At 28.5% G+C, this 24403-nt stretch carries 24 protein-coding genes and 3 tRNA genes; 15 read left to right on the top strand and 12 right to left on the bottom strand.

Annotated elements, in window-relative coordinates:
- Positions 1 to 132: 132 nt before the first annotated feature.
- Complete coding sequence (locus WC168_RS02990) at positions 133 to 402, bottom strand: hypothetical protein (protein ID WP_372617455.1); 270 nt, start codon at positions 400 to 402, stop codon at positions 133 to 135.
- 126 nt (positions 403 to 528) lie between these two features.
- Between WC168_RS02990 and WC168_RS02985 the strand changes: the two genes are divergently transcribed.
- Positions 529 to 1158: a DNA-processing protein DprA gene (locus WC168_RS02985; protein WP_372617453.1), complete on the top strand. Its 630-nt coding sequence runs from the start codon at positions 529 to 531 to the stop codon at positions 1156 to 1158.
- Positions 1159 to 1181: 23 nt separating this feature from the next.
- Here WC168_RS02985 and purF read toward each other — a convergent pair whose 3' ends face one another.
- From purF to trxA, 4 genes are all read right to left on the bottom strand, one after another.
- Positions 1182 to 2528 (bottom strand): amidophosphoribosyltransferase, encoded by a 1347-nt coding sequence (gene purF / locus WC168_RS02980; RefSeq protein WP_372617451.1) that lies wholly within the window; start codon positions 2526 to 2528, stop codon positions 1182 to 1184.
- A 12-nt stretch (positions 2529 to 2540) separates the two neighbouring features.
- Positions 2541 to 3314, bottom strand: coding sequence for a 4-hydroxy-tetrahydrodipicolinate reductase (dapB, locus tag WC168_RS02975; RefSeq protein ID WP_066161893.1), 774 nt, complete (start codon positions 3312 to 3314; stop codon positions 2541 to 2543).
- A 4-nt stretch (positions 3315 to 3318) separates the two neighbouring features.
- Positions 3319 to 4248: a thioredoxin-disulfide reductase gene (gene trxB, locus WC168_RS02970; protein ID WP_066351432.1), complete on the bottom strand. Its 930-nt coding sequence runs from the start codon at positions 4246 to 4248 to the stop codon at positions 3319 to 3321.
- 135 nt (positions 4249 to 4383) lie between these two features.
- The gene (gene trxA / locus WC168_RS02965; protein WP_066351435.1) at positions 4384 to 4701 is read right to left on the bottom strand and encodes a thioredoxin; all 318 of its coding nucleotides are present in this window, start codon (positions 4699 to 4701) and stop codon (positions 4384 to 4386) included.
- 198 nt (positions 4702 to 4899) lie between these two features.
- Here trxA and alaS point away from each other — a divergent pair, with 198 nt between their 5' ends.
- Entirely contained in the window at positions 4900 to 7455 is a 2556-nt protein-coding gene (alaS, locus tag WC168_RS02960; RefSeq protein WP_372617448.1) for an alanine--tRNA ligase, read from the top strand.
- Positions 7456 to 7476: 21 nt separating this feature from the next.
- Positions 7477 to 7947 carry a hypothetical protein gene (locus WC168_RS02955; protein WP_372617446.1) on the top strand — a complete coding sequence of 157 codons (471 nt, stop codon included), beginning with the start codon at positions 7477 to 7479 and terminating at the stop codon, positions 7945 to 7947.
- A gap of 36 nt (positions 7948 to 7983) precedes the next feature.
- Here WC168_RS02955 and WC168_RS02950 read toward each other — a convergent pair whose 3' ends face one another.
- The 5 genes from WC168_RS02950 to ilvD all read right to left on the bottom strand — a co-directional run bounded on the left by WC168_RS02950 (position 7984) and on the right by ilvD (position 15337).
- Positions 7984 to 10101, bottom strand: a complete 2118-nt coding sequence (locus WC168_RS02950) for a TonB-dependent receptor domain-containing protein (RefSeq protein WP_372617444.1) — start codon at positions 10099 to 10101, stop codon at positions 7984 to 7986.
- A 132-nt stretch (positions 10102 to 10233) separates the two neighbouring features.
- Positions 10234 to 11451, bottom strand: coding sequence for an ArsS family sensor histidine kinase (locus WC168_RS02945; protein WP_066356624.1), 1218 nt, complete (start codon positions 11449 to 11451; stop codon positions 10234 to 10236).
- The gene (locus WC168_RS02940; RefSeq protein WP_217226786.1) at positions 11448 to 12125 is read right to left on the bottom strand and encodes a response regulator transcription factor; all 678 of its coding nucleotides are present in this window, start codon (positions 12123 to 12125) and stop codon (positions 11448 to 11450) included. The genes WC168_RS02945 and WC168_RS02940 overlap by 4 nt, the downstream gene beginning before the upstream one ends.
- Before the next feature lie 12 nt (positions 12126 to 12137).
- Positions 12138 to 13556 carry a Do family serine endopeptidase gene (locus WC168_RS02935; RefSeq protein ID WP_319087414.1) on the bottom strand — a complete coding sequence of 473 codons (1419 nt, stop codon included), beginning with the start codon at positions 13554 to 13556 and terminating at the stop codon, positions 12138 to 12140.
- Positions 13557 to 13648: 92 nt separating this feature from the next.
- Positions 13649 to 15337: a dihydroxy-acid dehydratase gene (ilvD, locus tag WC168_RS02930; RefSeq protein ID WP_372617441.1), complete on the bottom strand. Its 1689-nt coding sequence runs from the start codon at positions 15335 to 15337 to the stop codon at positions 13649 to 13651.
- Positions 15338 to 15516: 179 nt separating this feature from the next.
- Here ilvD and WC168_RS02925 point away from each other — a divergent pair.
- The 5 genes from WC168_RS02925 (at position 15517) to WC168_RS02905 (ending at position 17283) form a co-directional block, all read left to right on the top strand.
- Positions 15517 to 15603 (top strand) — tRNA-Leu (locus WC168_RS02925).
- A gap of 13 nt (positions 15604 to 15616) precedes the next feature.
- A tRNA-Ser gene (locus WC168_RS02920) sits at positions 15617 to 15705 on the top strand.
- 45 nt (positions 15706 to 15750) lie between these two features.
- Positions 15751 to 15826 (top strand) — tRNA-Cys (locus WC168_RS02915).
- 90 nt (positions 15827 to 15916) lie between these two features.
- Positions 15917 to 16288 (top strand): RNA polymerase-binding protein DksA, encoded by a 372-nt coding sequence (gene dksA / locus WC168_RS02910; RefSeq protein ID WP_066161923.1) that lies wholly within the window; start codon positions 15917 to 15919, stop codon positions 16286 to 16288.
- The gene (locus tag WC168_RS02905) at positions 16285 to 17283 is read left to right on the top strand and encodes a tRNA pseudouridine(13) synthase TruD (protein WP_066161926.1); all 999 of its coding nucleotides are present in this window, start codon (positions 16285 to 16287) and stop codon (positions 17281 to 17283) included. The genes dksA and WC168_RS02905 overlap by 4 nt, the downstream gene beginning before the upstream one ends.
- Before the next feature lie 4 nt (positions 17284 to 17287).
- On the opposite strand, the gene WC168_RS02900 is transcribed toward WC168_RS02905, so the two are convergent.
- Together WC168_RS02900 and WC168_RS02895 are read right to left on the bottom strand one after the other, a co-directional pair.
- Positions 17288 to 18271: a hypothetical protein gene (locus WC168_RS02900; protein WP_066356627.1), complete on the bottom strand. Its 984-nt coding sequence runs from the start codon at positions 18269 to 18271 to the stop codon at positions 17288 to 17290.
- Positions 18272 to 18274: 3 nt separating this feature from the next.
- The gene (locus WC168_RS02895; protein WP_066161932.1) at positions 18275 to 18853 is read right to left on the bottom strand and encodes a hypothetical protein; all 579 of its coding nucleotides are present in this window, start codon (positions 18851 to 18853) and stop codon (positions 18275 to 18277) included.
- 111 nt (positions 18854 to 18964) lie between these two features.
- Here WC168_RS02895 and WC168_RS02890 point away from each other — a divergent pair, with 111 nt between their 5' ends.
- Genes WC168_RS02890 through crcB form a run of 7 tightly spaced genes read left to right on the top strand, consistent with a single transcriptional unit; the run spans position 18965 to position 24355 of the window.
- Positions 18965 to 20272 carry a S41 family peptidase gene (locus WC168_RS02890; protein ID WP_066356630.1) on the top strand — a complete coding sequence of 436 codons (1308 nt, stop codon included), beginning with the start codon at positions 18965 to 18967 and terminating at the stop codon, positions 20270 to 20272.
- A gap of 21 nt (positions 20273 to 20293) precedes the next feature.
- Entirely contained in the window at positions 20294 to 21247 is a 954-nt protein-coding gene (locus tag WC168_RS02885) for a phosphoribosylaminoimidazolesuccinocarboxamide synthase (RefSeq protein WP_372617438.1), read from the top strand.
- Positions 21248 to 21292: 45 nt separating this feature from the next.
- Positions 21293 to 21538 carry a phosphoribosylformylglycinamidine synthase subunit PurS gene (gene purS / locus WC168_RS02880; RefSeq protein WP_372617436.1) on the top strand — a complete coding sequence of 82 codons (246 nt, stop codon included), beginning with the start codon at positions 21293 to 21295 and terminating at the stop codon, positions 21536 to 21538.
- 2 nt (positions 21539 to 21540) lie between these two features.
- Positions 21541 to 22212, top strand: coding sequence for a phosphoribosylformylglycinamidine synthase subunit PurQ (gene purQ / locus WC168_RS02875; protein ID WP_372617434.1), 672 nt, complete (start codon positions 21541 to 21543; stop codon positions 22210 to 22212).
- A 20-nt stretch (positions 22213 to 22232) separates the two neighbouring features.
- Positions 22233 to 23306: a hypothetical protein gene (locus tag WC168_RS02870; RefSeq protein ID WP_319079686.1), complete on the top strand. Its 1074-nt coding sequence runs from the start codon at positions 22233 to 22235 to the stop codon at positions 23304 to 23306.
- Positions 23293 to 23979: a lysophospholipid acyltransferase family protein gene (locus tag WC168_RS02865; RefSeq protein WP_372617432.1), complete on the top strand. Its 687-nt coding sequence runs from the start codon at positions 23293 to 23295 to the stop codon at positions 23977 to 23979. Before WC168_RS02870 ends, WC168_RS02865 begins: the two co-directional genes overlap by 14 nt.
- Positions 23969 to 24355: a fluoride efflux transporter CrcB gene (gene crcB / locus WC168_RS02860; RefSeq protein WP_066161952.1), complete on the top strand. Its 387-nt coding sequence runs from the start codon at positions 23969 to 23971 to the stop codon at positions 24353 to 24355. The genes WC168_RS02865 and crcB overlap by 11 nt, the downstream gene beginning before the upstream one ends.
- The last annotated feature ends 48 nt before the right edge of the window (positions 24356 to 24403 follow it).

Raw genomic sequence — 24403 nt, 5'->3', positions numbered from 1 at the left:
TACTTCAAAAATCAAACATCAGCAAGAAATATTTACTTGCAAATGTTCTTTAAAAATATATTGTTAATAAAATATTGCCTTTTTTAATTTTCTCTTCATTTTAAGTTATTCTTTATAAAAAGGCTTTAAAATTTATTTTTCATAATTAAATATTGACTGTTCAACTTTTCTTATAAATTCATCATTCATAAAAAATGTTGCATAATCAAAATTTTCATCCATCAAGTCATATCTATTTTCAATTTCAAGCATAATAGATTTCCATTTCCTCTTACCAATTTTATTACCATCAATTACTATATTCTTTTTATTAAATATAACTGGAATCTCAATTTGATTTCCCCACTCATCATATACTGCAATAATTTGTTGTTTTCTATTTTTAATAAAATTCTTTTTCATAAGATATTTCTCCTTTTTATTATAATTTTAATTTTATTTCTATTTATTTATATAATTCAGTTTATTTTATTCTTATCATTAGATATAACTATGTTGAATTAGGAGGGATTTGAGTTCGATTTATCATTGGAAATAACATCAAAATTATCTCAAAATAATATTTGTATTGTTAGTGGAGCTGCTATGGGAGTTGACAGCATTGCACATAGTGCAGCTGGTTCAAACAATACTATTGCAGTTGTTGCGAATGGTTTAGATATAAGATATCCAAGTGTAAATAGAAATCAAATTGCGGATATTGAAAAAAATGGTCTTATTATTTCTAGTTTTAAAGAGGGTGAAAAAGCTAGAAACTACACATTTGTTTTAAGAAATGAGATTGTTGTATCTTTAGGTGAGAAATTAATTGTAACAGAGGCTGATTTAAATAGTGGAAGTATCACTTCTGTAGAGTTTGCACTAAAACAAAAAAAAGATATTTATGTATTAGCACATAGAATAAATGATAGTTTAGGAACAAATAATTTATTAAAAAAAGGTTTAGCAAAACCTATTTATGACATTGATGAGTTTATTGAAGATTTTGTTGGTATTGGATTATTAAATAAAAATTTAAATATTATTGATGAAGTTTTAGAGTACTGCAAAACTTCTCCTAGATATGATGATGCTATTTTAAAATATTCAAATAAGATTTTAGAGTATGAGTTGGATGGGAAGATTTATATAAAAGATGGAAAGATTTTTTGTAGTTAATAAAAAAGAGCTAGAAGCTCTTTTTATGCTTTTACGAAATAATCGCCATCAAAGCTCTCTAAAGCATAGTGTCTATTATCTCCAATAGCCTTAACTAAATCTTCAATTGATAAATACTCTAAGCTATCAGCCTCTATATATTTACAAATCTCATCTTTAGTCATTCTTGTAGAGATTAACTCCTCTTTTGTTGGAGTATCTATTCCATAAAAACAAGGAAATTTAATCTCAGGACTTGCCACTCTAAAATGTACCTCTTTAGCACCTGCCTCTTTTAGCATTTTTACTATTCTTTTTGAAGTAGTTCCTCTTACAATTGAATCATCAATTACAAGTAAAGATTTCCCAGCAATAATTGAACTCATAGGGCTTAGTTTCATTTTAACCTTGCTATTTCTCATCTCTTGAGTTGGTTCAATAAAAGTTCTTCCTATATAGTGATTTCTAATAATTCCATATTTAAATGGTATTCCACTTTGTGCTGCATAACCAAGAGCTGCTGGAACTCCACTATCTGGAACTGGAACAACCATATCATATTTTATTTTACTATTAGAATCATTTTTTGCTAGTGCTTTACCCATATTCTCTCTTGTTGTATATACATTTTTACCGTCAATTACAGAATCAGGTCTTGCAAAATATACATATTCAAATGCACATGGTCTAAATTCAGGTTCAAAAAGTTGAATTGATTCTATATCAGACTCTTCGCTAAATATTAACATTTCACCAGGTTTAACATCTCTAATAAATTCAGCATCTAATAAATCAAAAGCACAAGTTTCACTTGCAACTATATATCCACCACTTTTTAATTTTCCTAAAGACAGAGGTCTAATTCCATATCTATCTCTTATTACAAACTGTTTGCTTCTACTTTGAATTATAAAACAGTACGCTCCAATTGTTCTATTTAAAGCTTCAATAATTCTATCTTTTAGATGATCTTTTGTGTTTTTTGCTATTAGATGAATAAGATTTTCAGTGTCCATTCCTGTTTGAAATATTGCACCTTTATCAATTAAATCTTGTCTAACCTCATCTTTATTTATAAGATTTCCATTATGAACAATTGATATTTCACCCAACTTATATTTAGCATAAACAGGCTGTGCATCCAAAACAGAATCGCTTCCAGCTGTTGCATATCTGTTGTGACCAATTGCCATATTTCCTTTTAAATATGCCAAGGCTTCATCATTAAACACTTCAGAAACCAAACCTCTATCTTTTTTTGTATATATTTTTCCATTACAAGATGATGAGATACCTGTTGCCTCTTGACCTCTATGTTGCATTGCAAAAAGAGCCATGGACGCTAATCTTGCGGCATTATCATTTCCACAAATTCCTACTATTGCACACATTTGTTATCCTTTTTATAAACCTAAAGCATCATTTATAGAGTAAAGATTTACATCTTTATTCACAAGCCATTTTGCAACTTTTAATGCACCTTTTGAGAAAGTATTTCTAGCTGTTGCTGTATGGTTTAACTCTAAAAACTCTCCATCATTATAAAAACCAACTGTGTGCCTTCCAACAACATCTCCACCTCTTATAGCCATAACAGCTATCTCATCTTTTGTTCTAGCTCCAATTTGTCCATCACGACCCGAAATCCTAACTTCATCTAAATTTAAATCTCTAGCATTTGCTGCATATTCACCTAAAGTAAGAGCTGTTCCTGATGGTGAATCAATCTTATTTCTATGGTGTTGTTCAACTATTTCTATATCAAAATCTCTTAAAGTTTTCGATGCAAGAGCAACAAGTTTATTTAAAACAGCAACTCCTAAACTCATATTTGTAGCATATAAAATAGGTACTAGCTTACTAGCTTCAAGAAGTAAGTTTTGCTGGTGTTTGTTTAATCCAGTTGTTGCAATTACAAGAGGTTTTCTTTTTTTACCTTCTACAACAGCATTTAATAACTCTTCAGTTGCAATAGGTTGTGAAAAATCTATTATTACATCACTCTCATCAAACAATACATTTATATCATTTGTTACAACTGTATCTTCTGGTAAAATCTTATCAATCTTACTAAAAACATGAACACAAGCTAATTTTGCCTCTTTATCATTTTTTAAATCATCGATTAATAAACTTCCAACTCTTCCTGAACTTCCTAAAATACCTATTTTAACCATATATTTATCCTAAATACTCAATTATATCAACAGCTGCAGTTGCACCATCTGCTGCTGCACAAACAACTTGTTTTGCTGCATCAATTCTAATATCTCCAGCTGCCCAAAGACCTTTTACACTAGTTCTCATTTTTAAATCTACCACAACTTCACCATTTTGGCTCATTTCACATAAAAATGATCCATCAGCTTGTTTTAAAGGTGCATTTAAAACATTTCTTCCAACAAATACAAAAACACCTGGAGTTGGTAAATCTCTAATTTCACCTGTAACATTTGATTTTACTTTTAATCCTAAAACTCCACTCATATCTCCATAAACTTCTTCAACTGAAACATTTGTAACTTCTTCAATATTTTCTGTATTTTTCACATGAGCTATTGTACTTGGAGCGGCTCTATATGTATCACGTCTGTGTACTAAATATACTTTTTTACACATTTTTGATAAGTAATAAGCCTCTTCTAAAGCTGAATCTCCACCACCAATTACTGCAACCTCTTTTCCTTTGTAAAAAAATCCATCACAAGTTGCACAAGTTGAAACTCCTCTTCCAAAAAACTCATCTTCACCCTTAAATCCAGCTCGTCTTGGAACTGAACCTGTTGCAAATAGAACTGCTCTTGCTTCAAACTCTTTTTTATCTGAAGTTGTAATTTTAAAAATATCTCCAACTTTTGTTACATTTGAAACTTCTGCCATTTCATGTTTTAATCCAAATTTTTGACACTGCTCTGGCCAAGTTGCCATTAAATCCATACCACTCATAACAGAGCCTTGTCCTGGATAGTTTTCAATTTCAGATGAACCTGTAATTTGTCCTCCTGGCATTCCCATTTCAAACATAACTACATCTTTTAATCCACCTCTTGTTGCATATAATCCAGCTGTAAGTCCAGCTGGTCCACCACCAATAATTGCTAAATCTAACATGTTAACTCCTTTGTTATTTAAATTAATGGAAAAATTTTATCATTTAATATTTTATATCTATCTTAAATGATTTGAATTAAAAAAAGGAAGATGTAAAACACCTTCCTTTCTCCTTATCAAATATATAATTAAATATTATAATAAAGAGTTAATTTTATCAGTAAATGCTTGTTTTGAAGATGCACCAATTAATTGGTCAACAACTTTTCCATCTTTCATAAATATAATTGTAGGAATAGATCTAACACCGTATTTTACAGCTAAATCTTGCTCCTCATCTGTATTTACTTTACAGATATTTGCTTTTCCATCGAAATCTCCTGCTAATTCATCAATAACTGGAGCAATCATTCTACAAGGTCCACACCAAGGAGCCCAGAAGTCTACCATTGATACACCTTTGCTTGTTACTTCATCAAAATTTGCTGCTGTTAATTCTATATATTTTGCCATTTTTTATCCTTTTTATTAATTTTTAATTTCACTCATAAGTTAAAATTATATTCCTATAACTAAAACATAAGATTATAACTTTAAAAAACTTAAATTTTGTTTTATATTTAAGCTTTTTAATAATTTTTCTATTTTACTAATAGAAGCTAAATCAAAATTTAGATATATTTGCGCTTATTTAAATATATGGAAAAATTAATGGATATAAGAAAAGAGTATTTAGAGTTTTTTAAAAGTAAAGGTCACGAAGTTGTATCTTCAATGCCACTGGTTCCAGATGATCCAACGCTTATGTTTACAAATGCTGGAATGGTACAATTTAAAGATATTTTCACTGGAAGTGTTCCAGCTCCAGAAAATAAAAGAGCAACATCTTGTCAGCTTTGTGTAAGAGCTGGTGGAAAACACAATGACCTTGAAAATGTTGGTTACACAGCACGTCATCATACACTTTTTGAAATGCTTGGAAACTTCTCATTTGGTGATTATTTTAAAGAAGATGCAATTGCTTATGCTTGGGAGTTTGTAACAGTTAATCTAAAGCTTCCAATTGAAAAACTTTGGGTTACGGTTCATGAAAGCGATGATGAAGCTTTTGATATTTGGTCTAAACATATAAATCCAAATAGAATTATGAGATTTGGAGATAAAGATAACTTTTGGTCAATGGGAGATATAGGCGCTTGTGGTCCTTGTAGTGAAATTTTCTATGATCAAGGAGAAGAGCATTTTAACACTCCTGAAGATAAGATGGGTGGAGATGGTGATAGATTTTTGGAAATTTGGAATCTTGTATTTATGCAATATGAAAGAACAAAAGATGGAGAACTTCTTCCACTTCCAAAACCATCTATTGATACAGGAATGGGTTTAGAGAGAGTTATAGCAATTAAAGAGGGTGTATTTAACAACTTTGACTCTTCAAACTTCAAACCTATAATTGAAGCTTTAGAGAAAGTTGCAAATAAAAAAGCAACTAAAGAGAATATTGGATCTTATAGAGTTATTGCAGACCATTTAAGAGCAACTTCATTTATGCTATCACAAGGGATTTTGTTTGGAAATGAAGGAAGACCTTATGTTTTAAGAAGAATTTTAAGACGTGCAGTTAGACATGGATATTTAATAGGTCTTAGAAAACCATTTATGGCTAAACTTGTTGATACATTGGTTGATATCATGGGTGGACACTATGTTGAATTAAAAGAGAATGCAAACTATATAAAAGAGCAACTTACTTTAGAAGAAGAGAGATTTTTTAAAACTATTGATGCTGGAATTACACTATTTAATGATGAATTAGAAAATACAAAAGATATATTTAGTGGAGAAGTTGCATTTAAACTATATGATACTTATGGTTTCCCTCTTGATTTAACACAAGATATGCTAAAAGACAAAGGTCTAAAAGTAGATTTAGATAAATTTGAAGAGCTTATGACAAATCAAAAAGCTATGGCAAAAGCTGCTTGGAAAGGTAGTGGAGATAGTGCAAATGAGGGAGATTTTAAAGCTTTAATTGAAAAGTATGGAGAAAATGAGTTTGTAGGATATACAAATACAACATTTAGCTCAAAAATTAAAGCTTTATTAGATGAGAATTTTAAAGAGGTAAATAGTTTAGAGAATCAAATTGGTTGGGTACTTTTAGATAAAACTCCTTTTTATGCAACAAGCGGTGGACAAAATGGAGATATTGGAGCAATAGAGTTTGAAGGTAAAAACGCAATGGTTTTAGAAACTTCAAAATTCCATAATCTAAATCTATCAAAAGTTGATGTTAAAGATGCAAAACTAGTTCAAAACCAAAATATTGAAGCAGTTGTTATAAATAGACACGAGGTTGCAAAACATCACAGTGCTACTCACTTACTTCAAGCAGCTTTAAAAATGGTTTTAGGAGATAGCGTTTCTCAAGCTGGTTCATTTAATGACTCATCAAAACTTAGATTTGACTTCACATACCCAAAAGCTATGACAAGTGAGCAGATAAATGAAGTTGAAGATTTAGTAAACTCTATGATTGCAAGAGCATTAGAAGGAGAAGTTGAAGAGCTTCCACTTGAACTTGCAAAGAAAAAAGGTGCGATTGCTATGTTTGGTGAAAAATATGGTGAAATTGTGCGAGTTGTAAGCTTTGGTGAGGATGTTTCTATTGAGTTTTGTGGAGGAATTCATGTAAAAAATACATCTGAAATTGGAAGTTTTTACATAGTAAAAGAGCAAGGTGTTAGTGCAGGGATACGAAGAATAGAGGCTGTTGTTGGAGCTAGTGCATTTAGATACACAAAAGAGCAGTTAAATAGACTAAATGAGCTTCAAGCTGAGATTAAATCAAACGATTTAATAGCTGGTGTAAAAAAACTAAAAAATGAGATAAAAGAGCTTAAAAATGAGCTTAAAAACTCACAAAATCAAGCATCTACAACTTTAAAAGAAGAGTTAATTGGTGATGTAAAACTAATAGTTAACATAGTTGAAAATGGTGATTTGAAAAAAATTGTTGACGATAGTAAAAATGCAAATGAGAAATTAGCAATATTACTACTTCAAGTAAAAGATGATAAGGTGACAATAGTTGCAGGAAGTAAAAATACATCTATAAAAGCTGGTGATTGGATAAAAGAGATTGCAACAATCCTTGGTGGAAATGGTGGTGGAAGACCAGATTTTGCAACTGCTGGTGGAAAAGATGTTAGTAAAATTGAAGAGGCTAAAGAGAGAGCTATTTCTTGGGCAAAATCTAAATTATAAAAATAGAGTAAAAGGAGATTTATGATTGAAATTTTTGGGAAATATCCATCTTTAATACTCTTTTTACATCTTATTTCTGTTGCTATTTGGATTGGTGGAATGATAGTAATGAGATTTGCTGTTCACTACTCTATACTAAAAATTGATGAAGCAAAAGTTAGATTGGAAAGAACCTTAGAGAACTTAAAAAAGTTTTTTTATATGGTTATTATTTCAATTGTACTTATATATTTTAGTGCTATTGTTATGCATATCTCTTTTGATTTAAAAGCAAATAGTTTTGCTATAGCTAAAGAGATTATACTTCTAGCTATGACTCTAATTTTTATATTTATTTTTATTAAACGACACAAAGCAGAAAAATATTTTAAAAAAAATGAGTTTGTTTTAACTAAAAAAACTTTAGAACCTATTTCAAAATATCTAATACCTATAAATATCTTTTTAGGTTTAATTGAGATTTATTTAGGAATTGTTTTAAGAGGATTTTAAAAGACTCAAGAAAAATCTTCTTGAGTCTTTTAAGTTTTAGAATGTGTAATTCATTGATACCCACAATCTTCTATCTTCAATGTTAGGCTCATCTGCTACATATTTTGTATCTACACCATCTTGATAAGAGCTCCTTTCATAAAAATCTTTATTAAATAAATTATAAATAGTTGCACTAAAAGTTAAATTTTTAGTAGCTTCATAATTTCCCCCTAAACTAAATAAACTATATGCTTTTTTATCTCCTAATTGATCATAAATATTTTTTTCAGAAGCAGTTAAATTATCGTATGATTTTGTATATCTTTTTCTTTCACCTTTGTATTCACCTTTTAACCATACATTTAATTTGTTGCTTGCTTTCCAATTTAATTTCGCATTAACTGCATGCTCAGGAGTATTAACAAATGCTCCACCTTTATCAGAACCCTCTTTTTTCTCTGTTTTCATATATGTATAATTCGCACTTAAATCTATATAATCATTAAATGGAATTTTTGTTCCAAATTCTAAACCTTTTGTTTCAGCCTCTCCAATATTACTATTTTTAGCATATGATCCATTTGGAATTGTTGGATGCCCACTTATAGTAACATTACCATCTCGTTCAATTTTATCTTCATATAGATTATAAAAAATTGTTGTATTTGCAGAAAAGCCACTATCTGAAGTATAATATATACCTGTTTCATAATTTGTAGATTTTTCAGGTTTTAAATCAGGATTACCTATTGTCAAAGTAGCACCTTGAGCAGTTGCTCCATTTATTCCATCATGTAATTGTTGAACTTGTGGTGCTTTAAATCCTCTTGAAACTCCACCTTTTATTGTCCAATTATCATTTGCAGTATATACTGCATAAGCTCTTGGACTAAAATTTCCACCAAATTTATCATGATAATCATATCTTCCTCCTAAAGTTAAAATCAAAGAATCTGTTATAGATATTTCATCTTCCAAAAACAAAGCCCACATATCCTGCTTAAATTTTTCTTCTACTAAACCATCATTAAATTCTGAATTCCAAAATTGTCCACCAATAGTTATAATATTTTTATCTAAAATATCAGTAACAAATTTTGTATCAAAAACTGTATCTGTATTTTTCAATTCTCTTTTATTTCCACCAATGATACTTGGCATTCCAACATAAGGTGTACCTATAGTACCAGGTATTAATCTACCTAATTTTTCTGTTTGAGTTCTCATAATACTTGATTCTAAAGTACCTATATCAAATCTTGAGTTATGTCCTATAGTAATCTGTTCTCTTTCAAATCTAAGCTCTTTATCATAACCAGAAGATTTAGTTGCTGTGTTAAGAGTTCCTAGTTGAGCTTTATCATTATTATATTTTTGTTTAGATGTAAAAGCATCAATAAAAATGTCATGATATTCTGTAGGTGTATATGTCAATTTACTTCCAAAAGACCAATTTATTCCCTCAACAGGCGAATTTCCTCTCTTGCTTACATCATCTCCATCATCATACTTTATATTTGATGCACTTCTATCGTAATAACTTCCTCTTAGAGCTAATCCTAACTTATCTTTTATCAATGGACCACTTAAATATCCATTTGTTGTATAACTATTTCCAAAATCAGAATTTCCCTGAAATGTTCTATCAACACCTATAGAACCTGTCCACTCATCTGATACTTTTTTTGTAATAATATTTACAACTCCACCCATAGCATCACTTCCATAAAGTGTACTCATAGGTCCACGAATCACTTCTATTCTTTCAATGGCAGATAGTGGTGGTAAAAAATTATTATTAGTTTCTCCAAAGCCATTTGGAGTATTATTACCTGATGAATTTTGTCTTCTTCCATCAATAAGTATCAAAGTATTTTCAGAACCCATACCTCTAATACTAATATTTAAACCACCTGTTTTTCCTACTGAAGTTCTATCAACATCTACACCTTCAATATCTTCAATAGCTTCAGCTAAATTTGAAAATTTTTTATTTTTAAGATCCTCTTGAGTAATAACTGAAATCGATGCTGGTGCATCTGTTATTTTTTGTTCATATCCTGAAGCTGATGTTACAACTTGCACAGAGTCAAGTTTTGTTGTCTCACTTGCATTTAAAGCAACTCCACCAAAAATTAAAGTAGCAACACTTAGAGCTAATTTTATTCGCATATTTATTCCTTTTAATTCTAATTATATTTGAGATAATTATTAATAATCGATATTAATTATTAATAAAAGATAAATGGAATAATATAATTAAAAACTTAAAATAGCTTGAAAATGATAGTAATTATTAAAAATTTATATGATTATTATAAAATAGTTGTAAGAATCTTTATGAAGATACTTTAATTTAAATTTATGTAAGTTTACAATAGTTTTTACAATATAAAGCCCCAAGCCAAATCCACTACTTCTTTTCTCTTCTTGATAGAAAGCATCTGTATAAAATGATAAATCATTTTTCAAAGCACTCCCTTTTGAAATAATTTTTATTGATTTTGAATCTGCTTCAACTATAACTTTTTTATCTGTACTAAATTTAATAGCATTATCAATTAAATTTTTCAAAGCAATTGATATCATATATGTATCGACTTCAAACTCAAAATCTTCTATTTTTTTATCAATTTTATCTTGATTTATCATTAAAAGTTCAATTGATTTTTCAAAAACTGTATTAAAATTTATTCTCTCTTTATATAGCATCGTATTTTTTGAAGTTAATTTTTCAACAGTTGCTAACTCTTTTATAATATCATCCATTCTTCTAAAAGCTTTTTGAAGACTCTCTTTGGTTTTATCATCTTCTAAAGTTTCAGCAATAAACATAGCTTTTGTAATAGGAGTTTTAAGCTCATGCATCATATTTCTCATAAATAGATCTTTTGATTTTGATTGATTATTTATTATATTTATAGCTTCATTAAAATTTTTTGCAATAGTGCCTACCTCATCACGACTCTTATACTCTAACTTTATATCTTTATTTCCATTTGAAAACTCTATAATTTTTCTATTTAACTCTTTTAGAGGTCTTAGTTTTCTATTTATAATCTCATAAAGAAGTAAAAAAATAGCAATTGAGAGTATCAAACCAGCAACTATAAAAGCAACATTGTAATTGTACTGTTTGGAGTCTTTTATCATCACATTGTAACCATACTGTTGCACATATACATAATACATATTATCAAACTTATAGACTCTATAAGTTCCTGAATAGTTCTTATTTATTGTTAACTCTTGAGCATTATTAATAATTTCAAGTTTTCTCTCAACACTATTTATTGGTTTTACATTTAATTTTTTATATAGTTCATCTAACTTTGAAGCAGTTGGGTGATCTTGAAAAAGAATCAAAAAGTTTTCAGCGATTAGCTCATATCTATTTTGTAAATTTAAATCGTGTCTTTGTTTGTCATATCTTATAAATATTGCAAAAGTTATAAAAATTCCAAAAAAAGCAAATGCAAATATTATATTTACAAATGTAGATATAGAGATATTTCTTATCATATTAGTTGATAACCAATACCTCTAACCGATTTAATATATTGTTGAGAATCATCAATTTTTGCTATCTTTGTTCTAATTCTTGAGATAATCACATCTATATTCTTTAAAGATGAATCATCTTCTATATTATCACTTGTATATATAAAATCTTCTCTTGAAACAACACCTTTATTTCTTTGAATAAGTAGTTTTAATATATCATATTCTGCCAATGTTAAAGAAAGAGATACACCTTTAAATAATATTTGCATATCTTTCTCTCTTAACTCAAATGGTGAATTATTTTTATCTTTTTTTATACTAGCTTGTGAATCAACTCTTTTTAAAATGGTTTTGATTCTTGCTTGAAGCTCTCTTGGATTATAAGGTTTTGGCAAATAATCATCAGCACCTCTTTCTAATCCCATAACCTTATCCAAAATATCATCTCTAGCTGAACTTATAATAATTGGAATTTGAGATTTTTCTCTAATTTTTGGAATAAGTTCCAAACCATCAATTTCAGGTAGTGTTAAATCCAAAATTATAAGTTGAAAATCTTTATTTATATCAAGCATAGATAGTCCAATATATGGACTATCTGTATTTGTAACATCTATATCAAACGATTTTAAATAATCTGTGATGATTTGAGCTAACTCTAAATCATCCTCTATCATAAGTACTTTTATTATGTGTTATCCTTTTTATTGAGTTACAAGCATTAAAGTTTGACCATATCTATTTACATAAACTCTTTTATAATCATTTTTATACTTTTTTAAAGCTGTTTGAATATTTTCAAAATTTTTAATTTCAATATCCTCTATTTGAATTATAATATCCCCAGCTAAAAATCCAACTTTCTCTGCTTTTGATTTTGGTTCAACTTCTGTTATTAGCATTCCATTTATATCTGAAGATAATCTATATTTTTTTATCATATCAGCATTAATTGTGCTAACTTTTAATCCATCTAATATTTTTCTATCACTTGAAGATACACCTTCAATTGTTGATCTGTCACCTAATACAACCTCTATTTTCAAATCTTTTCTATCTCTTTCTACTCCAAATACAACTTTCTCATTTGGTTTAAAAGATGCTATTACATTTTGTAAAGTTGTTCTATCTTTTATAACTTTATCATCTATTGAGTATATTAAATCTCCTCTTTTTAGACCATATTGAGCAGCTGGTGTATCTGCTGAAATATCTAAAATAATAGCCCCCTCTTTTCTTTTATAAACTTGCTGAGTATCCTTATCTAAATCAGCAATCATAACCCCAAGATATCCTCTTACTACTTTACCATCAGTTACAAGTTTTGTTACAACATCTCTTACCATATCAACAGGAATAGCAAAACCTATTCCATCATTTCCACCACTTTTTGATAATATCGCTGTATTAATTCCTATTAAAGCACCTCTACTATCAACTAAAGCACCTCCACTATTTCCAGGATTTATAGATGCATCTGTTTGAATATAGTTTTCATATTTATTGATTCCAACTTTGTTTTTATTTAAAGCAGATATTATTCCCATTGTAACAGTTGTTCCAACTCCAAAAGGATCACCTATAGCAAAAGTTACATCACCAACCAATAAAGTGCTTGAATCACCAAGTTTTATTGGAGTTAGGCTCTTTTTTGTATCAATTTTAATAACTGCAATATCACTATCTTTATCTCTTCCTATTAAAGTTGCACTATACTCCACTGGATCATTAGCAATAGTTACAGATATCTCTTCTGCATTTTCAATTACATGATTATTTGTAATAATGTAACCATCTTTTGTAACAATTACACCCGAACCTAAAGATCTTTGTACTCTATTTTGTTTAAATTGATTAGAGAACTCATCACCAAAAAATTTCCTAAAAAATGGGTCATCAAGCATCTGAAATGGAACATTAGAAGCTGCATTTACACTTCTTTTTGTAGATATATTAACTACTGAATTTAAAGAAGAGTTTATACTGCTATTAAAAGATAAAATCTCACTTTGTGAATTTGGTGCTACTCTATTTGGATTTTTATCCATCTCTTCAAACTCTATATTTTTTGATAATAGCAGAGTTGATAAAATCAAAGAAACAACAACTATCTTCTTAATCATTTTAATCCTTATTTGATAAATTATTAGAAAATTATAGTGCTACTATGTAAACTGTTTTCCAATAAATAATTAACATATAGTTAATTATTTTGTTATAAATCTGTTTTTAAAACAGCTCCACTACTTGCATTTGTTACTAAAGCTCTATATTGACCTAACCATGATGAATTGATTGGTTTTTTTAAAGGTATAAATTCAGCTTTTCTTTTCGCAATCTCTTCATCGCTTAATTCAACTTCTAAAATATATTTATCAACATCGATATGAATAATATCTCCATCTTTTAATAATCCAATCATTCCACCCTCAGCAGCTTCTGGGCTAACATGCCCAATAGAAGCACCTCTTGTAGCTCCACTAAATCTTCCATCAGTTATAAGTGCAACCTTATCTCCAAGCCCCATTCCCATAATTAAACTTGTAGGAGCAAGCATCTCTTGCATTCCAGGTCCTCCTTTTGGACCTTCATATCTAATTACAACAACATCACCAGCTTTTACTCTACCTTCAACAATTCCTTTTATAGCTTCAGCTTGCCCATCAAAACAAACAGCTGTTCCTTTTAAAGCTCTAGCTCCTGTAATTCCAGCTGTTTTTATAACAGCACCTTGCTGTGCTAGATTTCCATAAAGAATAGCTAATCCACCAACTTGTGAATAAGGATTGTCTATAGTGTGAATTATATTTGTATCTTTTATATTTGCATCTTTAATTCTTTCTAGTACTGTTTCACCTGTAACTGTAAGGTTATCTAATAAAATATCATCACCTCTTTTTGTCATCTCTTTCATAACAGCATTTACACCACCAGCTTTATTTATATCTTCCATGTGAACAGTGCTTAAAGATGGAGAAATTTTTGCAATATGTGAAACTCTTTTTGAAATAGCATTTATATCTTTTAATTCAAAATCTACTCCTGCCTCTTTTGCAATTGCAAGCATGTGTAAAACAGTGTTTGAACTTCCACCCATTGCCATATCAACAGCAAAGGCATTTCTTACAGCTTTTTCATTTAAAATATTTCTTAATCTAAATTTTTCAATATTTGCTTTATCAAGAGCAATTTCGCAAACTCTTCTTGCTGCTTTTCTATATAACTCTTCTCTCTCTTTTGTAAGTGCTAAGATTGTTCCATTTCCAGGTAGTGCAATTCCCATGGCTTCCATAAGTGTATTCATAGAGTTTGCAGTAAACATTCCAGAACAACTTCCTCCATCTGGACATGCATTACACTCAATATCTTTTAGCTCTTCTTCACTGATTTCTCCAGCTTCAAATTTTCCAACAGCTTCAAAAGCAGTTGCTAAATCTATTGGTGTTCCATCTTTTGTGTAACCTTTTTGCATAGCTCCACCACTTACAAAAACAGTTGGAACATTTACTCTTAAAGCTCCCATAATCATACCTGGAACTATTTTGTCACAATTTGGAATAGCAATCATTGCATCTAGTTTGTGTGCATTCATAACAGTTTCAATAGAGTTTGCAATTAATTCTCTACTTGGAAGAGAAAACAACATTCCATCATGACCCATTGCAATACCATCATCAACACCTATTGTATTAAACTCAAAAGGTACACATCCATTTGCTCTTATCTCATCTTTTATAATCTTTGAAACCTTATCTAAAAAAAAGTGTCCTGGAATAATCTCTATAAAAGAGTTTGCAACTCCAATAAATGGCTTATTAAAATCTTCATCTTTTAACCCTGTTGCTCTTAATAAAGATCTATGTGGAGTTCTATTATGACCCTTTTTTATCTCATCACTTCTCATAACTATCCTTTTGTGAATTATTTTAAAAATTTCATAGATTATACATATATTACTTTTCATATTTTATTAAATAAAAAATATTTTAAAATTTTTTTAAAAACTCTTGACAAATGAAAAAAAAGCTACTATAATTCCAGTCCATTTTAAGAAGTAACTTAAAATAGAGTTCTTAAAATTATGCGAGTGTGGCGGAATAGGTAGACGCGCGGGACTTAAAATCCCGTTCCGGTTTCGGAGTGTGAGTTCGATTCTCACCATTCGCACCATTTTTTAAATGATGGAGAGCTGACAGAGTTGGTCGAATGTACCGGTTTTGAAAACCGGCGAGGTGAAAGCCTCCGAGGGTTCGAATCCCTCGCTCTCCTCCATTTGCTTACATACAAATGAATAAATCCAATTTATAACTTACTGTTGGAGGTATAGCAAAGTTGGTAATGCCTCGGATTGCAAATCCGACATGCGTTGGTTCGAGTCCGACTACCTCCTCCAAATCGAACTTCAATACTACTTTAAATAAATTTTAAGCTTATTAACTACTTTTTTTGATATAATATCACTTTTAAAATTTTGGAGGGGAATATGGCAAACAAAAGCCAAATTGAAGAGTTAAAAGAGATATTGCTACAAAGAAAAGATACTATTTTTACAAATGTAAAAAATAGTAGAGATAGTATAGAACAACTAAAAGATCAAGACTTAAACGACGATTTAGATTATGCTGATTTTGTTAGTGATTCATTTACACAAGGTATGATTGCTAATCATCAACTAGAAGAATTAAAACAGATTGAAACTGCTCTAAAAAAAATAGCAGATGGAAGCTACGGAATTTGTGATATGTGTGGAGTTAATATTCCAATTGGAAGATTAAAAGCAAAACCATTTGCTAGATTTTGTACAGAGTGCAGAACAGTTTTTGAGCAAGAAGAGCAAAAAAGAGCAAAAGCTTGATAAAAAGAGAGTATTTTTTACACGATAAAAAATTAAATTTCAATTTTTTTCAAAATATTGAAGACTTTATAGTTGAAGAAGAGCCTATAGAGTTTTCAGGTTTTGGGAACTTTTTAATACTAAAAATAGTAAAGCAAAATTGCGATACTTGGGAACTTATAGATAAAGTTGCAAAACATCTTAGAGTATTTTCAAATGAGATTGGTTATGCTGGATTAAAAGATAAAAATGCAACAACAACTCAATATATTTCAATACCTAAAAAATATCAAAAAGATATCAAAAATTATAAATCTAAGAAAATAGAGATTTTTGAAATAGGTTTACACAATAAAAAACTAAATATTGGTGATTTAAAAGGGAATCGATTTAAGATAAATCTAAAAGATGTTGAACTTGAAGAGCTTTATACTATAGATAAAGTTTTAAAAGATATTAGCAAGTTTGGTATGCCAAACTATTTTGGATTTCAAAGATTTGGAAAAGAGGTTGAAGAGAATTTAGAAAAAGCAAAACAACTACTTTTTGATGATTATAAAGTAAAAGATAAAAAAGTAGCTAAGATGCTTATAAGTGCTTACCAGAGCACATATTTTAATGCTTGGTTGGTTGAAAGATTAAAACTAAACAAAAGTGAATTTAAACTTTTAAATGGTGATATATTTTATGACATAGAAAGCTCTAAACTTTTTACACCAAAAGCTATAAATGAAAAGATTATAAATGATTTTAAAGATAAAAAAATAACTCCAACAGGACTTCTACCTGGAAATGATGTTTTTAAAGCAAGAGATGAAGCTTTAAAAATAGAGCAAAAATATGATAATAGTGATATTAGAGAAAAAGGTTACAGAAGAGAAGCTATTGTATTTCCAGAAATTTTATCTACAAAATATAATAAGGAGAAAAAAGAGGCTCTTTTAGATTTTATACTTCCAAAAGGCTCTTATGCTACAGTTTTAATTGAAGCTTTAGCCAATAGAAATTTTGGCTAAATACTTAAGGAAGAGTTATATATCTATCTTCATAATATAGTCTATTTTCAATAGCTATAACTCTTTGTTTATTATCAAATTTAAATCTATAAATCTCATTTTTATCTAAATTCTCATCAAGTTTAATCAAATAACCTTGAGATTCAAGAGCATATAAAGATGTTCCAAAAGCTAGAGCAAAAAATTTAGCATACTTAAACTTAACACTTGACAACTCTTCTAGTGAACTATTTAATTTAAAAATTTCACCTTCTATATTTGCTAAATAAATATAGTTATCTTTAAAAATAACATCTCTAATATTATAATCTTTTGTAAATACTTCTCTTGGAGATATAGATACAATTTTATTTGAACTTGCAACTACTAAACTCTCACCACCATCTACAAATCCTAAAGCTATAATGTTATTAAACTCATTATCTGGGTCTATTGCTATGTTTCTTACAATCTCATTTGATACTAAAGATACTATTACCAATCTTCCATTTAAAGTTGGAAAAAGAACCAGACTTCCCATAAAGTAAGGGTTTGTAACTCTTGTATCATTTGCTAAAGACAGAGGAAAATACTCTTTAAATAGTGTTTTATTTGTATTTACATCAACCAATTCAATACTATTATTTGAGTATAAAATTGCTAATTTATCTTCAACTAAACTAGCTGCAACAACTGGATTTGAAGTTGTAATCTCTATTTTGTCAATCAAAATTTTGTCTAAATTGTTTGTTGCTATAATTTTTTGATCATCTGTTAAATTTATAAAATCAAAACCCTCTTTTAGCTTATCTTCGCTAACTCCTAATTTTGTTATAAACTTACCATCTTCTAAAGTTGCACCAATTTTATTCATTGATTTTATATCACTTTTTATAGAGTTTTTTTCAAGATTTAAACCTTTACTTAACTCTTCTGGTTCAAAATATTTTTTACCCGAACAAGCATTAAAAACAAAAATTATAAAAATTGCACTAATTATATATCTCATATTTTACTTCGTTACTAGATTATGTTTTAATAAAATTGCCAGTTCATAAACTTTTGAATCTTGATTTATCTCTTCTAAGATAGCTTTTGCTTTTTCATACTCTTCTTGATTTACTAAAATAATAGCTTCATGTAGTATCGCATAATCTTTAATCAAAAAATCATCATTTTTTCTTAAAGCATCTAACTTATCAAAATTCATCTCTTTTGCAGCAATTTGATACTCTAATAGCTCTTTTAAATATTTTGAAGAGATATTTATTTCACTTAACTCTTTTTTTGCTGTTAAAAAAAGTGCCACTTCATACAAAGATTGATTTTTATTTTTCAAATACTCTAAAGAGCTCTCGTCACCTTGTTCCAAATAGTTATTTAATGCTATATTTGCTTTATATAAATTTGATTCATCAATCTTATTTTTTGTAAAAATTGCAATAGGAGTAATAATTGCTAAGAGTATCAACACATATATAATTTTTTTATATTTTTTGAAAAATCTCTCTAGCTTTACAAAATTCTCTAAAAGTTTCTCTTCATTGTTTAATTCATTTTTTAGATAGTTTACATCATCTTTTATACTCATTTATCTAACCTTTTTTTAAAATAAGCAATATTCTACAAAAATATTGATAAAACCTTACTTTTATTTTTTTTCTTGTATAATTGTAGCCATTAATTTTAAAGGTAATTTATTATGAAAAAACTAATTATAACTTCTATTTTATCACTATTTTTAACAATTTCTTTATTCGCAAAAGAGAAAAATGAGACAGCTACTTCAGACCAAACAAGATTTGAGTCTTTAACAAAATTAACAAAAGTTATTGGAACAGTTGAAAAGTATTATGTTGATGATATAAAACTTCAAGAGATTATTGATAAAGCTTTAAAAGGTTTAATGCAAGAGCTAGATGCTCACTCAAGCTATTTAGACAAAAAAGCTTCAAATGAGATGAGTATTACAACAGCTGGAGAGTTTGGAGGTTTGGGAATTACTGTTGGAATGAGAGATGGTGCATTAACTGTAATTTCACCAATTGATGACACTCCAGCATATAAAGCTGGTGTTAAAGCATCTGATATAATCTTAAAAATTGACGACAAAGCAACTTTAGGAATGACTTTAGATGAAGCTGTAAGCATTATGAGAGGAAAACCAAAAACTGATATATCTATTACAGTTGTTAGAAAGGGTGAATTAAAACCAATTGAGATAAAGATGCAAAGAGATATTATAAAAGTTCAATCTGTATTTGCAAAAACAGTTGAAGATGAAGATCTTTTATACATTAGAATCTCTAGTTTTGATGCTAAAGTAACTGAAGAGCTACAAAAAGCTATTAAAAATAATCCAAACGCAAAAGGTATTATTTTGGATTTAAGAAACAATCCAGGTGGACTTTTAGGTCAAGCAATTGGGGTTGTTGATCTATTTGTAAAATCAGGAACAATTGTTTCTCAAAAAGGGAGAGACAAAGAGTCTGAAGAGAAGTTTGAAGCAACTAAATTTGGCTTTAAATCAGATTTGCCACTTGTAGTTTTAGTAAATGAGGGTTCTGCTTCAGCTTCAGAGATTGTTAGTGGTTCACTACAAGATCATAAAAGAGCTGTAATTATTGGTGAAAAAACTTTTGGTAAAGGCTCTGTTCAAGCAGTACTGCCAATAAATGATGAACAAACTGAAAATATTAAATTAACAATTGCAAAGTACTACCTTCCAAGTGGAAGAACTATTCAAGCTCTTGGTGTAACTCCAGATATAATTGCAAGTGCTGGGAAAGTTACACAAGATGAAGATTCTGCTTTTAGAATAAAAGAGGCTGATTTAAAAAGACATCTTGAAGGTGAGCTAGATAAAGTTGATAAAAAATCAAAAAATGATTCAAAATCATCAAAAAATGATTCAAATAAAATAGTTTCAAAAGAGGAGCTGCTAAATGATAACCAACTAAATACATCATTAGCAATTTTAAAAAGTTTAATAATTATGAAGAAAAATTAGGAAGAAAAATTAGGAAGAAAAATGAATATAGAAAAAATAAAAGAGTTAAAACTTTGGCCAGACAATAAAAAAACAACTACACAAAAAGGTTTTGATGAGCTAGAAAATGCTGGATATAAACTTTTTTATATAGGTAAAAATGCAGACCTTTATAGTTGCCCAGGAGATGAACCTAAAACTCTACTTGTAAGAAGTGATAGAACATCTGTTTTTGATATTCCACTTAATTTTCAAATTGAAGGTAAAGGAATAATTCAAACTCAAATATCAAATTTTGGCGCAGATTTTGCAAAAAAAGCTGCAATAAGAACAGCGATATTAGATGAAAAAATTTCAAATGATATTTCACTTTCACCAAGATGCCAGCTTATGAAACTATGTAAACCTCTTGAAGCTGAAATTGATGGAGAAACGGTTCAATTTGAGCTAATATTTAGAAACTATTTAACAGGTTCGCTATTTCAAGCTCTACAAGAGAATAAAGACCCTTATGGATTAAATCTTCCAAATGATTTAAAAGAGTGGCATAAATTTGAAAATCCTATCTTTACTCCTACTACAAAAGGAATTAAAGATGAGCCTTTAAATTCACAAAAAGTAAAAGATAAGTTTCCTGAAATAATCTCAAACTTAGAGAGAGTTTTTAAAGAGTTTACATCTTTTGCACAAGCTAGAGGAATTGTTGTAGTTGATACAAAATTTGAGATTTTTGTTGATGAGAGTGGAAATTGGGTTTTAGGAGATGAAGTTTTAACACCTGAAAGCTCAAGATTTATAGCATTAGAAGATTTTGAAAAAAATAATTTCATATCTATGGATAAGCAAATTCTAAGAGATTTTGGTAAAAAAGATAATTGGAAAGAAAAAGCTAAATCTTTAAAAGCTGGTGAAAAGTTAGAAGTTGTTGTTCCACAAGAGATTAAAGATAAAATTTTAAATGGATATAGAACAATTTTAGAAAGATTAAGCAAATAAAATATTAGATATAATCCCAAAAAAATATAAGTAAAGGTATAAAATATGAAAGCAATTGTAAATGTAGGTTTAAAAAAAGGTGTATTAGATGATCAAGGAAAAGCAATAAATCATGCTTTAGGAACTTTAGGATTTAAAGATTTAATATCTGATGTTAGAGTTGGAAAACAGATTATTATTAAGTTAAATTCAAACGATAAAGATAAAGCAAAAGAAGAAGTTACAAAAATGTGTGAAAAGCTTTTAGCAAATACTGTAATTGAAGATTACACAATAGAAATAGTTGGTTAATTATGAAAGTAGCAGTTCTACAATTTCCAGGAACAAACTGTGAATTTGATGCAAAATATGCATTTGATAAACTTGGTTGTGAAGTTGAAGTTATTTGGCACAAAGATACAAAGCTTCCAGAAAATACAGATTTAGTAGTTGTTCCAGGAGGTTTTTCTTATGGTGACTATTTAAGAAGTGGTGCAATTGCTAGATTTGCAAATATCATGGAAGATGTTAAAAAATTTGCTTCAAATGGTGGAAAAGTATTAGGAATTTGTAATGGTTTTCAAATTCTTTTAGAAGCTGGTTTACTTCCAGGTGCAATGAAAAGAAATGACACTTTACACTTTATATCAAAATATCATCACTTAAAAGTTATAGATAATAACAATGAATTTTTAAGACTTTTAAATGTTGGAGATATAGTTAATATTCCTGTAGCTCACCATGATGGAAACTACTATATTGATGAAGCTGGATTAAAAGAGCTTGAAGCTAATAATCAAATATTATTAAAATATTGTACAAAAGATGGTGAAGTTACAAATATGAATGGAAGTGTTTCAAATATCGCAGGAATTTGCAATAAAGAGAGAAATGTATTTGGTTTAATGCCTCATCCAGAACGTGCAATTGAAGATATTTTGGGTTCAACAGATGGTATTAATATGTTGAAAGGATTTTTAAAGTAGATTTTTCTACTTTAAATAATATGAAAAAATTAATATCTTTATTTATACTTTTTTCAACTCTTCTTACTGTAAATCTATTTGCATCAAAAAATCTCTATTTATCATTTTCTAAAATACCAAAAAATATATATGCCAATCAAAAATTTGAGATAAAAGTTGAAGCTTTAGTAACAACTTCAAATTTTACAGATTTAAAAACTGAATTCTTTGAAATGGAAGATATAGATATCATAAATCCAAACTCTCCTTGGAAAAAAATATCAAATAATAAGTATGAAAATAGTTACTATCTTCAAGTTTTAAGCCCTAATTTTAAACTTCCAATTATAAATATCTCACTTTTAAACTATAATGAAGTTATTGATAATGATATTTTAGAGTTAAGTAGTATAAATTATTTAGAGATTGGAAAAAGTGATAAAAGATTTACAAATATTATTGCTGATGATTTAGTTATAAAAGCATATAAAACAAAACAATATAACAATAAAGATGCTCTTACAATTGTAGATATAGATGCAATAAACTCAAATTTGGGAAACTTTCATTTAAATGAGATAGAAGAGCAAGGAATCTCATCAATTAAAGAGATAGAGAATATTGAAAATTTAGTTTACTATTTTGTAACACCAATTTATCAAAAAAATCTTATATTTACATATTTTAATAGCAAAACTAATAGTTTTGTGGAGATGAAGGTTCCACTTATTTTACAAAATGAGTTAGTAAGTACACAAACTGATTTAAATCCAAATGATTCAACATTTGAAAAATATAAAAAAATCGCTGCCATTGTTGTTTTTGTAATATTTTTCCTACTATTTATTTGGAAAAGAAGAAACAAAATTATATTTACGCTTATGTTTATTTCACTTATATTTGCAATTATTTATAATTTTCCAAATCAAAAAGGTTATGTAAGCGAGGATTCATTTATATATATTCTTCCTACAAAAAACTCAACAATATTTTTTAAAACAACAAATAAAGAGAGAGTTGAAGTATTAGAGAAAAAAGGTCAATTTAAAAAAGTTTTAGGTTTAGATAACAGTTTTATTGGCTGGATTAAGGAGGAGAGTTTTGAAAAAAATTAGAGGTCTTTTTGTAGCAATTCAGTTTTCAATAACTGTTGCATTTGTTATATTTTTTATGTACATATTTAGAAATAATACACATAAAGTTATTAAAATTTGGATGACTATTCAAATGTACTTTTTGGGAATTAAGCTTGAAATTGAGGGTAAACTTGATGAGAGTTGTGATTTAATTTTAATAAATCATCAATCAATGCTTGATATTATAGTAATGGAGTATATTCACAAAAGAAACATAGCTTGGGTTGCAAAAAAAGAGATAACTGATATGTTCTTTTTTGGTCATATTATAAAAGCTCCAAGAATGATTAGTATTGATAGAGAGAATAAAGCTGGTTTAATTCATCTATTAAGTGAAGCAAAAGATAGGTTAGATAAAGGTCGTCCAATAGCAATTTTCCCAGAAGGAACTAGAGGAGATGGAACTTTTATGGGTGATTTTAAAGCAGGAGCTAAAATGCTTGGAAATAAATATAACCTAAAAGTTCAACCTGTTGTTATGTTTAATACTAGAAATATTGTTGATTCAAAAAGATTGGAAGCATCTTCAGGAGTTGTAAAAGTTGTATTTTTAGAACCAGTTCTTGCTAGCAAAGATAGCTCTTGGTATGAAGATACTGAAAAAAATATGAAAGAGGTATTTTACAAAGAGTATAAAAACTATGTTTCTTGAGTTTAAAACTCTTATTGCAATTGGTATTGGTGGAGCAGTCGGCTCGATTTTAAGAGCCATAACTGTTTTTTATCAAACAAAATATTATCCAGTTGATTTTCCTTTAGGCATTTTAATAGTTAATATATTAGGTTCACTAATACTTGGTTTTGTCTATTTTTATATATCTAATTTTATTGTTTCTGAAAACGTACGATTTCTTATAATTACAGGTTTTTTAGGTGGTCTTACAACATTTTCAACTTTTGCACTTGACAGCTATTTACTATTAAACTCTTCTTTAAATTTAGCAATATTAAATATTATTTTAAATATTTCTGGTTCTATATTTGCAATTTTTCTTGGTGTAAAAATTGCACAATTTATTTTTAAATAGAAAAAAATTTTAAGCTACAAAAAGATATAATATTCTTTATCTTAAAAA

This window comes from Aliarcobacter sp., assembly GCF_041672065.1.
In the GTDB taxonomy this organism is placed as follows: Bacteria; Campylobacterota; Campylobacteria; order Campylobacterales; family Arcobacteraceae; genus Aliarcobacter; species Aliarcobacter skirrowii.
This window is presented reverse-complemented; position numbering and strand designations above follow the sequence as displayed.